This is a genomic window from Lactobacillus melliventris (genome assembly GCF_013346935.1).
Lineage (GTDB): Bacteria > Bacillota > Bacilli > Lactobacillales > Lactobacillaceae > Lactobacillus.
In genome coordinates this window covers 50,323-64,502 of the sequence record NZ_JAAEEB010000004.1, presented here as the reverse complement: position 1 = coordinate 64,502, position 14,180 = coordinate 50,323, and the positions used below count along the sequence as shown (strand labels likewise).

General features: G+C 36.1%; 15 protein-coding genes. 13 read left to right on the top strand and 2 right to left on the bottom strand.

The features are described from left to right. The first annotated feature begins 32 nt into the window (after positions 1-32). From GYV61_RS04725 to GYV61_RS04680, 10 genes are all read left to right on the top strand, one after another. A complete protein-coding gene (locus GYV61_RS04725; protein ID WP_046325304.1) occupies positions 33-713 on the top strand; it encodes a histidine phosphatase family protein in 681 nt (226 codons plus the stop codon). Between the two features lie 53 nt (positions 714-766). Beyond that, positions 767-1,648: a cation diffusion facilitator family transporter gene (locus GYV61_RS04720; protein ID WP_122052728.1), complete on the top strand. Its 882-nt coding sequence runs from the start codon at positions 767-769 to the stop codon at positions 1,646-1,648. Between the two features lie 14 nt (positions 1,649-1,662). Next, positions 1,663-1,842: a hypothetical protein gene (locus GYV61_RS04715; protein WP_110446393.1), complete on the top strand. Its 180-nt coding sequence runs from the start codon at positions 1,663-1,665 to the stop codon at positions 1,840-1,842. A gap of 1 nt (position 1,843) precedes the next feature. Next, the gene (locus GYV61_RS04710) at positions 1,844-2,524 is read left to right on the top strand and encodes a 2,3-bisphosphoglycerate-dependent phosphoglycerate mutase (RefSeq protein WP_174794989.1); all 681 of its coding nucleotides are present in this window, start codon (positions 1,844-1,846) and stop codon (positions 2,522-2,524) included. Positions 2,525-2,609: 85 nt separating this feature from the next. After that, positions 2,610-3,545 (top strand): AAA family ATPase, encoded by a 936-nt coding sequence (locus GYV61_RS04705; RefSeq protein ID WP_122026318.1) that lies wholly within the window; start codon positions 2,610-2,612, stop codon positions 3,543-3,545. A 140-nt stretch (positions 3,546-3,685) separates the two neighbouring features. After that, on the top strand, positions 3,686-4,849 hold the full coding sequence (locus GYV61_RS04700; protein ID WP_174794988.1) for a galactokinase: 1,164 nt from the start codon (positions 3,686-3,688) through the stop codon (positions 4,847-4,849). A 15-nt stretch (positions 4,850-4,864) separates the two neighbouring features. After that, positions 4,865-6,343: a UDP-glucose--hexose-1-phosphate uridylyltransferase gene (locus tag GYV61_RS04695; RefSeq protein WP_174794987.1), complete on the top strand. Its 1,479-nt coding sequence runs from the start codon at positions 4,865-4,867 to the stop codon at positions 6,341-6,343. A gap of 170 nt (positions 6,344-6,513) precedes the next feature. Beyond that, positions 6,514-7,338, top strand: coding sequence for a hypothetical protein (locus GYV61_RS04690; protein ID WP_174794986.1), 825 nt, complete (start codon positions 6,514-6,516; stop codon positions 7,336-7,338). A gap of 68 nt (positions 7,339-7,406) precedes the next feature. Next, the gene (locus GYV61_RS04685; RefSeq protein WP_174794985.1) at positions 7,407-7,925 is read left to right on the top strand and encodes a hypothetical protein; all 519 of its coding nucleotides are present in this window, start codon (positions 7,407-7,409) and stop codon (positions 7,923-7,925) included. A gap of 9 nt (positions 7,926-7,934) precedes the next feature. Further along, positions 7,935-8,540 (top strand): ATP-binding cassette domain-containing protein, encoded by a 606-nt coding sequence (locus tag GYV61_RS04680; protein ID WP_174794984.1) that lies wholly within the window; start codon positions 7,935-7,937, stop codon positions 8,538-8,540. A gap of 109 nt (positions 8,541-8,649) precedes the next feature. Here GYV61_RS04680 and pepC read toward each other — a convergent pair whose 3' ends face one another. Together pepC and GYV61_RS04670 are read right to left on the bottom strand one after the other, a co-directional pair. Next, positions 8,650-9,996 carry an aminopeptidase C gene (gene pepC / locus GYV61_RS04675; protein WP_174794983.1) on the bottom strand — a complete coding sequence of 449 codons (1,347 nt, stop codon included), beginning with the start codon at positions 9,994-9,996 and terminating at the stop codon, positions 8,650-8,652. A 129-nt stretch (positions 9,997-10,125) separates the two neighbouring features. Further along, the gene (locus tag GYV61_RS04670) at positions 10,126-10,440 is read right to left on the bottom strand and encodes a hypothetical protein (RefSeq protein ID WP_174794982.1); all 315 of its coding nucleotides are present in this window, start codon (positions 10,438-10,440) and stop codon (positions 10,126-10,128) included. Between the two features lie 120 nt (positions 10,441-10,560). Between GYV61_RS04670 and GYV61_RS04665 the strand changes: the two genes are divergently transcribed. From GYV61_RS04665 to gltX, 3 genes are all read left to right on the top strand, one after another. Continuing rightward, positions 10,561-11,112, top strand: a complete 552-nt coding sequence (locus GYV61_RS04665) for a dCTP deaminase/dUTPase family protein (protein ID WP_046325293.1) — start codon at positions 10,561-10,563, stop codon at positions 11,110-11,112. Next, complete coding sequence (radA, locus tag GYV61_RS04660; RefSeq protein WP_174794981.1) at positions 11,113-12,489, top strand: DNA repair protein RadA; 1,377 nt, start codon at positions 11,113-11,115, stop codon at positions 12,487-12,489. Between the two features lie 74 nt (positions 12,490-12,563). Beyond that, positions 12,564-14,063, top strand: coding sequence for a glutamate--tRNA ligase (gene gltX / locus GYV61_RS04655; protein ID WP_174794980.1), 1,500 nt, complete (start codon positions 12,564-12,566; stop codon positions 14,061-14,063). Positions 14,064-14,180 lie beyond the last annotated feature (117 nt).

Below are 14,180 nucleotides of genomic sequence, written 5' to 3'. Positions count from 1 at the left end.
TAAAACACGCTATAAAGGAAGGAGAATGCAAATTGGCAACGGAAATTTATTTTGTCCGCCACGGCGAAACAATGTTTAACCAGTTAAACAAAGTTCAAGGATGGTGTGATTCTCCCTTAACGGTTAAAGGAATTAATGATCTGAAGATTACTGCGCGAGCTTTAAGTCAAGTTCATTTTGACAATATGTATTCTTCTGATTTAAAACGTGCAATTGATACAGTTCACTTGATGAAAGATGCGAATCAAGTTTCAGAAATCGGTAAAATTAAAAAATTACCCGAATTTCGGGAAGTATTTTTTGGTTCATTTGAAGGTGATGATATTGAAGATACATGGAGACAGGTTGCACTGGCAGCAGGTGTTGGACCACAAACAGATGTAACCAAAATTATCAATCAAGTTGGTATTTATGAGTTTCGCGAAGCAACCAAAAAGGCCGATCCACGTCATTTAGCTGAAAATAAAAAAGAGCTGGACGAACGAATGGTTCGAGCTATCAATGTTCTTCATGAACTAACTAAAAATGAGAAGAGAGTTTTGTTAGTCTCCCATGGTGATTTTTTAAAAACCCTGGCAATTAAATATTGGAATCAGAGTGACGGTCTTCATGATATTAATTTTCCCAATAATGGTAGTGTAACTCGGGGAATACTTCGTGAAGATGGCAATTTTGAAATTATAGATTATAATATAAATGCTGAAGATATGTAAAGTCCTGCTTAAAAGTAGGACTTTTTTCGCCCTTAGGCATTGAAAGGAAATTTATGAAGGATCACACTACAAAAAAATTTGCGTATGTAACTGGGTTGAATGTTGTTATTACGGCCGCTGAATTTATTGGTGGATTTGTTTCGGGGTCTTTATCCTTATTATCAGACGCAGTTCATAATCTCAGCGATGTTGGTGCAATAATTATTTCGTTTGTAGCTCACATTATCAGCAATAGGCGCAATAATAGGAACAAAACTTTTGGTTATGAGCGAGCTGAAACTTTGGCTGCTTTTACCAATGGTATTATCTTAATATTAATCAGTATCGTCCTATTCATAGAAGCGATTGAAAGATTTTGGACACCTACCAAAATTAGTGGTGGCGTTATGCTCATCGTTGCCATTATTGGACTCGTGTCAAATGTAATTTCAATGCTCGTGATGAATCAAGGTAGCGAGCAGAATTTAAATGTGCGCTCTACATTTATGCATATGCTGAGTGATGCTCTTTCAAGCGTAGCAGTGGTAATAGGTGCTATTTTTATTTACTACTGGCACATTAGCTGGATTGATCCATTAATGACCTTACTGGTTTCAGTTTTTGTGTTTCATGAAGCTTGTGAAATAACAGCCAAAGCAGCAAATGTCTTAATGGAATCCAATCCCGATATTGATTTGGAAGAAGTTAATAGAATTGTTTTATCGTTTCCCGAAATAAAAAACATTCATCATGTACATTTGTGGCGTTATAGCGATCGTTATATCATGCTTGATGCGCACGTTAATGTGGACCCTGATTTGACTGCTAGAAAGTTTGAATTACTGACTCAAAAAATTAGTGCAAAATTGCAAAAATTAGGTATTAACCATATTAATTTCCAAGTTGAATGTGAACGCGGAAAAAATGATAAAATGATTGTAACTGATCGTGAATAAGTAGGAGAAAGATAATTTTGAAAATCAGTATTTTTACTGCCATTATTGTTTTGATAGTTGGCTTATATGATATTGCCTATGCTTATAACAGACGGTACCGCAATCATAATCATGGAGCAACTCCGTTTATGATACTAGGCATCATTTTTACTATTAGCGGTTTGATTTTAATCATAATGCACTGGGTAAAGTAAAATGGTTAAATTGGTATTGTTAAGACATGGTGAAAGTACAGCCAATAAGTCTAATGTTTATACTGGCTGGAATGATGTTGGTTTAACTGCTAAAGGACGAGAACAAGCAGAATCCGCCGGCAATTTAATTAACCAAATTACTGATTTTAAGCCTACTCATATCCATACATCTGTGTTAACTCGAGCAATTGTGACGGCCAATATAGTAGCTGATATTTGTCATTTTTTATATTTACCTGTTACTAAGACTTGGCGTTTAAACGAAAGACATTATGGCAAATTACGTGGGATAAATAAAGATGAATCACGCAAAATATTTGGTAAAAAGCAAGTCTTAGAATGGCGGCGTGGCTTTTACGCTGTTCCTCCTTGGGGTGAAAAAGTGACTTCTAGACGCTATGCCAGTTGTGACATTCACCTCTTGCCAAGAGCTGAAAGTCTTTATCAAACGCAAAAGAGAGTATTACCTTATTATCAAGACAATGTAGCCACCAGGTTAAAAATGGGTGAGGATCAATTAATTGTAGCTCATGGTTCAAGTTTGCGCGCATTAATAAAAAAATTAGAGCATATCAATGATCACGATATTATCAAGCTTGAAGTGCCAAATGCAGAGCCAATAGTCTATACTTTTGACCAGCAGTTAAAAATAATTGATAAAAAGATTTTACGCAGCTTTTAGTTCAATAGTAAGGAATTCTGCAATTATATGTTAAAATTTAATACGATATCATTTAAATTTTACATTTTTAGTTTGGAGTAGAGGCATGCGTAAAATATTTTTATTACGAGGCGCACCCGGCTCTGGTAAATCTTCATTTATTTCTCGTCATCACTTACAGCCATATGCAATTAGTCGTGATCAGATCAGATTGTTATTGGCGAATCTAACCTATTTTTATGAAGAAGAAACAGATTGCTTACATCAAGTTATTCCCCGTTATGCCAACGAGCAAACGGAAAAAGTGGTGGATTACCTCGTAGAAGAAAAAATGAAACGCGGCGAAACGGTTATTGTAGATAGTACTCATATTTTTACGGAAAATATTGAACATTATCAACCCTGGGTCGAGCGTTATCATTATGAGCTATTTGTCGTTGATTTAATGTATCATAAAACTTTGCGGAATTTATTAAATCGTAACGAAATTCGCAGACAATATGATTGGGTTAAGCCTAATGTGATTAGGGAAATGTTTTTATCATATCAAGATAACTTAGATGTGCCTGAATGGGCACATGTGATAAATCCTAATCAGTTAGGTAAAGCACTGTCACAAAAGGAAAGTAATTTGGATCATTTTGCTCACGTCATCGCAATTCCGGATAAAGTTACGGAAGAGAACTTTCCTCATGTGCATATTTCCAATTTTTATTTTTCTTTTAATGATTTATTTACAGAAAAGTATGGTACATATCGTAATGTAGTTACGATTGGGAAAACCAAGGATGAAGTTGTCAATCAGTTTCGCTTACCGTTTTTTGTATTCAAATTTCATCACAAACATTTTTTGATTTCTGCTTATCCGGTTAGAAATGAAATGCTTGATCCTATTAAAAAGGTTAAAAGTGTTTGGTCATATTCTACGGGACTAGCTAATCCGGCTGATTTTTTGGAGCAATTTCCCCAAAGCCGGCCGCAGCATGTGCACCAGTTTAATTTATGTAAATTACATCCGGATAGATTATTACATATTTGGTAATAGCCTTGAAAAGAGTTTCGACCAAACGAAACTCTTTTTTAATATTGAGAATTCCTTTTCAAGCCTTGCTGGTAAATTATAATGAAGTATAATTTAATTGTCAGTATGTTGATAGCGCTTTTAAAAGGAAATGGATACAAATGAAAATTAAAGAACTCAAGCAAGAATTTAGTAAAATTTATCACCAAGAACCAACCAGCTGTTATTTTTCGCCTGGTAGAATTAACTTAATTGGTGAGCACACAGATTATAATGGTGGTCATGTGTTCCCCTGTGCGATATCTTTAGGAATTTATGGTGCAGCCAGTCCGCGGACTGATGAAAGATTTTGCTTTTATTCTGCAAATTTTGCCGCTATGGGAGTAGTTGAAACCGATATGCACCAGCTGCAGTTTGCCAAAGAAGATTCATGGGCAAACTATGCAAAAGGGATGCTTCATTTTATGCTCGAAGATGGGGCAAAGATTGATCATGGTCTTAATATTTATATTAATGGCAATATTCCTGATGGTGCCGGATTATCTTCGTCTGCAGCCTTAGAAATGTTAATTGGCATTTTATTGCAGGATCAGTTTAAACTAACTTTTTCTAAATTAGAAATCGTCAAGCTGGGAGTCAAAACCGAAAATGACTTTATTGGCGTCAATTCTGGCATTATGGATCAGTATGCAGTTGCTATGAGTAAAAAAGATCACGCCATTCTGCTTGATACTGAAAAGGTAGAGTCTGAGCTGGTACCACTTGACTTGAAAGATAATGTCATTGTTATTATGAACACGAACAAGAAGAGGACCTTAGCAGATTCAAAATATAATGAACGTAGAGCAGAATGTGAAAAGGGATTGCACTTTTTGCAGGAGAAACTGTCAATTCAGTCGCTTGGTGAATTGGATAATTTAACTTTTGATGAGAATAGTTATCTTTTGCCAACAGAAAACCTGCTGAAACGCTGCCGTCACGCAGTCTGGGAAAATGAACGCACATTAAACGCTGAAAAAGCACTGCAAAAGGGTGATTTAAATGAGTTTGGTCACTTAATGAATGCTTCACACGTCTCTTTAGAATATGACTATGAAGTGACGGGTAAAGAACTTGATACATTGGTTCATACTGCCTGGAAGCAACCTGGAGTTTTGGGTGCAAGAATGACTGGTGCTGGTTTTGGTGGCTGTGCAATAGCTTTAGTTGCCAAGAACGAAGTTGAAGCTTTTGAAAAAAATGTCGCTGATATTTATCAAGAAGAAATTGGCTATTTACCTTCATTTTATATTGCAGAAACTGCTGATGGTACAAAAGTTTTATAATATTGGAAAGTTGAGATGGATAAAACGAATCTAATTGAAAAATTCATTACGCAAGTTATTGCCCACAGCGATTTTACAGAACTTGATCGTATTTATTTGAGAAATAGAATTTTGGCCCTTGTTGGTGATGAAGCAAGAAAAGCTACAACTAGTAAGGAAGGTCTACTGGATCTTAAAGACGAACTGATTCAGGTTGCCCAAAACTCAGGAATGTGCTCAGCTAGTAATTCCGCTCGGGATGTCCTAGATGCACAATTAATGAATTTGATTGTGCCTAGACCAAGCATTGTTAATCACAACTTTTGGCAAACTTATGAGCGTTCACCTCAAAAAGCGATAGCTGACTTTTACCAAATGGGTAAAGATAGCAATTATATTAAAACCAGAGCTATTGCAAAAAATATTTATTTTACAGCCGCAAGTAAATATGGTGATCTTGAAATTACAATTAATCTTTCCAAACCGGAAAAAGATCCTAAGGAAATCGCGGCAGCCAAGAATGCTAAAGTAAAGTCATACCCAAAGTGTCAATTGTGTATGGAGAATGAGGGCTACCTCGGTCATGTAAATTATCCTGCGCGTACCAATCACCGTATCATTCGCTTTCATTTAGGAGATGAAACTTGGGGTTTTCAATATTCTCCTTATGCGTATTTTAATGAGCACTGCATTTTCTTAGCGCCAAAGCATGAACCAATGGTAATCAATAAACAAACTTTTGCCAATTTGCTGGAAATTGTTGCTAAATTCCCAGGTTATTTTGTTGGTAGCAATGCAGATTTGCCAATCGTAGGCGGTTCGATTTTGTCGCACGAACATTATCAGGGTGGCAAGCATCGTTTTCCGATGGAAAAAGCACCAATTGTTAAAAAACTTAACTTTAAGGGATTTGATGATGTCAAGGCAGGTATCGTCAAGTGGCCCATGTCTGTGATCCGTTTACGCGGTCTGAATAAAAATAACTTAATCAAATTAGCAAATAAAATTTTAATAAACTGGAGAAAATATAGTGATGAAAAAGTAGCAGTTCGGGCATTTACAGACAATACACCCCACCATACTATTACTCCCATTGCTCGTTTACATGAACAAACTTATGAACTTGATTTAGTTCTCAGAGACAATCAAACTTCAGATAAATATCCTGATGGGATTTTCCATCCTCATGCTGATGTACAACACATTAAAAAGGAAAATATCGGCTTAATTGAAGTAATGGGATTAGCAATTTTTCCGCCGCGTTTGAAGCCTGAGTTGCTTGAGGTAAAAAAGTTTTTGCTTAACCAGCCTAACAGTATTGCACCTATGCATCTTGACTGGGCTAAGGAAATTAGCAGTAAGTATGAAATAACAAATACAAATGTGGATCAAATTTTGCAAAAAGAATTAGGTCTTGTTTTTGCTCGCGTTTTAGAAGACGCAGGAGTTTTCAAACAAACTTTAGAGGGCAAAGCCGCTTTTATGCGTTTTGTTAAGAAAGTAGGTCTATGTTAAGTTTTTAATTTTATTTAAGTAATCATATGAATAAAGGCAACAATAAGAGCATTTTTTAATAGGGGAAAATTAGTTTTTTCTTAACTTTTTTTGCATACTATTTTAGTTTATAATTAATATTATACATGATATAGTATTCAAAGATATATTTGTTAAGAGGACTTCTGCTAATGCTAAAACGAACCCAAAAATTTGTTCTTATTTTTCTAATTATTTATTTTCTTTTGCTTACCTGGCAGTTTTTTATAGCCGCTAAATCTGAAGCAGGATTAATACCATTAAAGGGCAAAGCAGTTGACATTTCTGTTATGCTTTTCTTTTCAATTCAACCGAATGGTTGGAACGAAAATATTATAAATTTAGTTATTTTGTTGGCCTTGGTACCTATCTTTGGAGCTGGTCTCTTAATCTATTTTAAAAATAATAATATGTTTAGCGCTGTCCAGCAAAGAATTGGATATCATGGTTTTATCAAAGCAGGGATTATTAACTCCTTTATTATTGGGGTAGTATTTTCTTTAATAACTAATCTTTACCAGTTAGCATTAATTAACTTCTTTTATTATCCCTTTTTCTTTAAAACCAGACCTATCAAATTATACATTGGTGCAAGACCAGGATATTTTTCCACTAACCAACTAATTGACTTATGTTCGTATGTTATATTATCTGCTATTGGCTGGGGGATTTTTGCTGTTTTAATTTTCAGTATTGGTCTGTTTGTATCAAAAAATAGTATTTATCTAGTTTTGGGCCCGTGTGTAGGGATGGGTTTAACCTTATTGTCATTCATAATATCACTGGGCAATGAATTTTTGCTCTTTCTCTCGTATTTGTGGTTTCCATTTGCTGTACTTGCACCGGGACAGTTTGCGCTAGGTTCTCGCTTGCCACCGATTAATTCATATTTGCTTTTTGTTTTGGTTGCATTGCTTTATCTGTTACTTGTTGCTTACCTAATCAAACTGTGGCAGCAGAAAAGAAAGCTGGGCTAATTATGCGCTTAAAGCGAATATCCTGCAAACTTGTTTTAAATGGTTTTATCGTATTTTTGATAGGACTAATGGGAAGCATTATACTTATAAAAACAGGTTCACCGGAAACCATGGAATTGCCAAACGAATACCTCAATTTTCACATGGTATCACTGTATTTGCAGCCAGCGGTCTTCTTGCTATTTTATAAGCAGATACTTACTTTTCGTAACATCAACGTGTTTGTGACGGTGCGAAAAAAGAATAAGTCGATGATCATGCACTTAATGGTACTGGCTACAATTTATTGTTTAATTTTTGTATTAGGTCTTTTTGTTCCGTATTTTTTTACTGATTACCCTTTATTTAAATTTGGTAACCCAATTGTGGGCATTGAACTCATACTACTACACGTGCTGGTTTTTTTGCTTCTACTTTGGCTGTTAGTTGGTGGCTATAACTGGCATAGGCCTTATTTATTATTGCTAATGGCGATAATTATAGATTTAATTTATCACTACTATATAGAAAAAAATATTTTAATAAATTATAGTCCCGTGTATGACGAGTTATATCGGGCTATCCATGAAATTTATGGTGGCTTTTAAGGAGAAATAATGTTAGAGCTTAAGCAGATAAAAAAGTCATTTGGGCAGAAGCTGGTTTTAAAAAGCGTATCTTTGACAGCTAAGCCAGGAGAACTAATTCATATTTCAGGTATTAACGGTTCTGGAAAGTCTACCATTTTTAAGATTATTACCGGCTTGTTAAAGGCTGACAGTGGTGAAATTAAGCTGGATGAAAATGATATTGTTGGGGCATTAATTGAAAATCCCAATTTTTTGGAATATGAGTCAGCCATGTCTAACCTTCATTTTCTGGCTAATCTTAACAAGCGCTTTAATGAGAAAGAAGTTAGGGCTTTACTACAGTACTTTATGCTTGATCCTGACGATCCGGAACCTATAGTCAAGTATTCTGTTGGTATGAGGCAAAAGGTGGGCATCATCCAGGCTGTGATGGAAAACCAAAATATTATTTTGCTTGATGAGCCGACACGTGGAATTGATCAAGAGAGCGTTGGTTTATTTGTAGCTATGCTAAAAAAATTGAAAAAGCAAAATAAAATTGTAGTGGTTGCTAGCCATGATCAAATTAATGAACTTAAATATGATCGTCAATTCGTATTGCAGCGGGGAATACTACAGGAAAAACAACTTTAAGTACTTATTCAAAGCGTATAAAAAAGCATTGGGAAAACTGCTAGGTGATATAACCACCAAATTTCTCAATGCTTTTTAATATTTAACTTTTTGAACGGAAATAATAACTTTATTTAAAAGCCAAAGCGCCCATTGGGTCCCATGGTAGTAATTGGATCGGGTCCTTAGCTCCTTCATCAAAGGCTGTTCTTAAATCATCAGGTAAGAATTTCTTGTTAATAACTGCTTGGTAGACAAATTGGTCAAACCAAGAATCACTCATGACGAAGTAGCCTTTAAAGCCAGGTTTTTCTCCCCAGGAATTTTCAATCTTCCATTTAGTAGGCTTGTCATCGACTAAGTCGACGCCGGTGATAACCATGGCATGATCCATCATACTTTCACTTGAATCAAGCTTGTCTGCCTTTGACATTGAAAAGTCAACGTCAAATAATTCATCACGTTTGTAAATATTGGTATCAAGCAAGCCCAGCTGTCTTTCTGAATCCTTACCAACATTTGAACCAAACCAAACAACTTCTCCGGCTTTTAGTTGTTTAATAATCAAGTCTTTCATTTCAGAAATCTTAACGTTAAGGTGGCGTACTTGTCTGCCGCCAACAACATTACCCAAATACTCAACTGAAAAGACTTTGTGATATGGTTTATCATCAGTAGGAGAGTTAATGATTGAAACATGATCTTCCAAGTTCATGCCCACAAATTTATCAAAGAATTCTTTAGGAGTGATACCAGCTTCACGGTGGTAATTACCATCATCATCTTTATATTCAAAGTCAAATTTCTTTGGTGGTACGCCTAATGAAATAGCTAAAATGCGGAAAACATCATTTAACAATTCGTTTTTGCGTTGCTCAATTTCGTCTTCTGACTTACCTGCATTGACCAAATCGCGTAATTCTAAGCCGTCTTTACGCAAAAGAGTATTTAAAGTATCATTTAAAGCTCCAGAATTGTTCGAGTTGGCAGTTTCTGGGTAAACAGACTTGGGTACAATACCATACTTTTCAACTAATCCACATAACATGTCCCATTGACCACCATCTTGTTGGGGAGTTGCGAATAGGAAGCTAACTTTACGGTCACCGAGTGGCTTTTTAGCTGACGCAATTACATTTTCGAAGAAGAAGTTTGATTTTTCAAATTTGTCCCAGAAGTTAGTGTAATTTTGAGATAATTCAAAATCCTTAATCTTATATTCTTTTTGCAATGGGTGACGCATAGTATTTAATGCAGAAAACATCCAGCAGCGACCAGACTGCTTTTGATCAGCAGGTTTACCGGTATCAATCTCTACGGAAAAAGTAGGTGTTAAATCAATTTTGGATTGTAAATTTTGACTTGCCTTAAAAATGCCGTTTTCTTGAGCAGCATGACTGGCAATATTAATTCCAGCATGATTTGATAAGTCTTTTGTAAATTTATCAATGGCTGCACTTGTAATTTCTTTTGTCATTTATATTAAAATCCTCCTTAAACAAACTAATACTATTTTAGCCTAACTAAATAAAGTAGTCTATCTTTGAAAATTTAATTATTGTTAAAAATATATTTGCTTTTGCTTTACCTATTTAATCTGCAATGTTTATATATTTTTGTTTGCTGGATTTGGTTTATGATACCAGATCGAATGAAATTCCGAATGCTTCTCAAAGTATTTAATAACTAAAGGATCAAGTGGCCAAACAGGTAAGTGAGATTCTTGAGCAATAAACATTACTGTTGCCATTTGTTCGTGTAAAATCTTGTTACTGTCTATTTTGGGATTGATAAAGAAATGGTTCATTATCCAGACAGTAGCGTCTTTGCGCTTAATTTTATCCATGGTCCAGCTACAAATAGTTTCGCCATTATCATCATCTTCGCGAAACAACTGGTGGGGGTTATCTAAGTTAAACATTTACTTTTCCTTCACACTTTAATATTTCAGCTAATTTTACCAAACTAATTATATAAGATTTTAAAACACAGCAGTAAATTAATGTAAAATAGTGTTTAAAGATTTTTAAAGGAGATAAGTATGGAGAAAATTCGGGGCTTTGAAATTGTATCTAAATATAAAAATAAAAATGTGGCGTTACCTAGAAGACAAACAATTGCCAGCGCTGGCTATGATTTAGCAGCAGCAAAAGACGTTTTAATTCCCAGTATTTGGCGGCTTAATTTTGTGCGTATTTTTCGGTTAATTCGTAATGGTCATCAGCTATACGAACAAGACTATGAAATGGCCGAACATGTGCTCAAGCCGTTTTTGATTCCGACAGGTGTAAAGGCTTATATGCCTGAAGATGAAGTGTTAATATTGGCTAACCGCTCTTCAAATACTTTTAAAAAAAATCTTTCTTTGCCAAATGGCGTGGGCGTCATCGATGCGGATTATTACAATAATGATGACAATGAAGGTGAAATTTTCGTACAGTTAATTAATTATGGCGTCAGACCAATTCAGATTCACAAGGGGGATCGAATTGGTCAGGGGATTTTTGTTCATTATTTAAAAACCGATAATGATCTGCCTATTGACAGGCAAAGGTTAAGCGGTTTTGGCTCAACTAATAAGAAGGAAAGCTAAATGGCAAAACTTAAAACAAAATATAAATGTCGTTCTTGTGGCTATATTTCTGCCAGCTATTTAGGACGCTGTCCTAATTGCGGTGCCTGGAATCAGTTTGAAAAGGAAACTGAAGCGGTGCAAAATCGCTCAACTAAAGGCAGCCCTAGTCGCTTGATCAAGAAAACCGGAATAAGTGAACCGGTTAAGCTGGAAAATGTTAAGGCTGAAAAAGAAGAACGCATTCAGACTAGTATGGAAGAATTGAACAGGGTTCTAGGTGGGGGCATTGTTCCAGGCTCCTTAGTCTTAATTGGTGGTGATCCAGGAATTGGCAAATCAACTTTAATGTTGCAAATCATGAGCGAACTAGCTGGTAAATATAAAGTATTGTACGTTTCCGGTGAAGAATCAGCTAATCAAATCAAGTTAAGAGCAGATCGCTTGGGACTGCCGGCTAATGATATGATGCTTTATCCAGAAACTGATATGGAAGATATTCGCCAGCAAATTGCCAATTTAGCACCTGACTTTGTTGTCATTGACTCAATTCAAACTATGAATGAACCTAGCTTAGACTCAATGACGGGTTCAGCATCACAAGTAAGGGAAGTTACAAGTGAGTTAATGAAAATAGCCAAAATGGATGCTATTACCGTTTTTGTTATTGGCCATGTTACAAAGGAAGGGGCAATTGCCGGCCCTAAAATTTTGGAGCACATGGTTGACACTGTTCTTTATTTTGAAGGTGATGAACACCATGCCTACCGTATTTTGCATTCCGTTAAAAACAGATTTGGCGCAGCTAATGAAATCGGCATGTTTGAAATGGTTAATAATGGTTTAAAAGAAGTTACTAACCCGTCTGCTATTTTTTTGGATGAGCGTTTACCGAAGTCAACCGGGTCTGCTATTGTCGTTTCACTCGAAGGGACTCGTCCTATTTTGGCAGAGATTCAGGCATTAGTTACACCCACTGCTTTTGGCTATGCTAAAAGAACTACATCTGGTATTGATTATAACCGCGCTGGACTGCTTTTAGCAGTTTTGGAAAAACGGGGCAACTTAATGTTACAAAATCAGGATGTCTATTTAACAGCTACCGGTGGAATACGCCTTAACGAACCCGCTGTCGATTTAGCCGTCGTGATGGCTATCGCGTCAAGCTATAAAAATCAGGAAATTTTGCCCACAGATTGTTTTGTAGGCGAAGTCGGTTTAACTGGTGAAGTAAGGCGAGTTAATCAAATAGATGCGCGAATTAAGGAAGCAGCAAAAACTGGGTTTAAGCGTATTTTTATTCCCAAACATAATATGCATACCAGCCTGAAAAACGCAGATATTGAAATTATTCCGGTTTCAAGTATTCCACAAGCTTTAAAACTGGTTTTAGGCTAACGAATATTGAACTTTTTGACTATTACGCGTAAACTTAAATTGTTTATATTTACTTTTTGAAAGAGGCATGAATTTTGGCTAAACAAAAAATTCGGGTAAGATATGCCCCAAGTCCAACGGGGCATTTACATATTGGTAATGCACGGACTGCGCTATTTAATTACTTATTCGCGCGGCATAATAAGGGAACTTTTGTTTTAAGAATTGAGGATACGGACCAGAAGCGTAATGTTGCAGGCGGCTCAGAGTCGCAGATGGAAAACCTGCACTGGCTCGGCATCGATTGGGATGAAGGTCCTGATAAAGGTGGCGCTTATGGCCCATACCGTCAATCTGAGCGTAAGGATATTTACAATAAATATATCAAACAGCTGATTGATGAGGGCAAAGCTTATTATTCTTATAAAACTGAAGAAGAATTAGAAGAGCAGCGTGAAGAACAGCGGGCAATGGGAATTGCTCCCCACTATACCTACGAATATGAAGGCATGACAGCTGCTGAAATTGCTCAAAAGCAAGAAGAAGCAGAGAAGAAGGGCTTAAAGCCGGTTGTTCGTATCCACATTCCTGAAATGGAAACATATTCTTGGGATGATATTGTTAAGGGACATCTAAGTTTCGAATCTGATACCATTGGTGGCGATTTTGTTATTCAAAAGCGCGATGGTATGCCAACTTATAACTTTGCTGTTGTTATTGATGATCACCTGATGGAAATCACTCATGTTTTGCGGGGAGATGATCACGTTTCAAACACACCAAAACAATTAGCGGTTTATGAGGCATTAGGCTGGCAGCCGCCAAAGTTTGGTCATATGACTTTGATTATTAATTCTGAAACAGGTAAGAAACTTTCTAAGCGTGATGAATCTGTTTTACAATTCATTGAACAATATAGAGATTTAGGTTATTTGCCTGATGCAATGTTTAACTTTATTACTTTATTGGGCTGGTCTCCTGTGGGCGAGAGTGAAATTTTCAGTCAACGAGAATTAATTAAGCAATTTGATCCTGCGCGTTTGTCAAATTCTCCTGCTGCTTTTGACCAGAAAAAACTGGAATGGATTAACAACCAGTATATTAAGAAAGCTGACCGGGACACTCTTTTGGATTTGGCGCTTAACAACTTGCAGGAAGCTGGTTTGGTGGAAAAAGATCCCAATCCGGAAAAGATGGAATGGGTAAGGCAATTGGTTAATATTTATTCTGTCCAAATGTCTTATACAAAACAAATTGTGGATCTGGCAAAGATTTTCTTTAATGCACCTAAAGATTTAAGTGAAAAAGAAATTGCAGAAATTCGTCAGGATGAAGCCAGACCAGTAATTGAGGAATTTAAAAAACAAATTGATTTAATTCCCCGTTTTACTGCACCGCAAATTATGAATGCGGTTCAGGCAACTCGTCAAGCAACTGGGATTAAGGGCAGACGCTTGTTTATGCCAATTCGAATTGCTACTACCAGGTCAATGGTAGGACCAGGAATTGGCGAAGCGATGGAGCTCTTAGGCAAAAAACGCGTGTTAGAGCATCTGGACTTAACATTAAAACAAATGAGTGAAAATGGCTTGTAAATAAAAGCAGCGTATTATTCCGTTATTGAATGAGTAATACGCTGTTTTAGTGTACATTTGAAAGAAACTTGGCTACATTAAGATTAAATTTTTTGCTTGTTAGGATTTGTCAGGGTT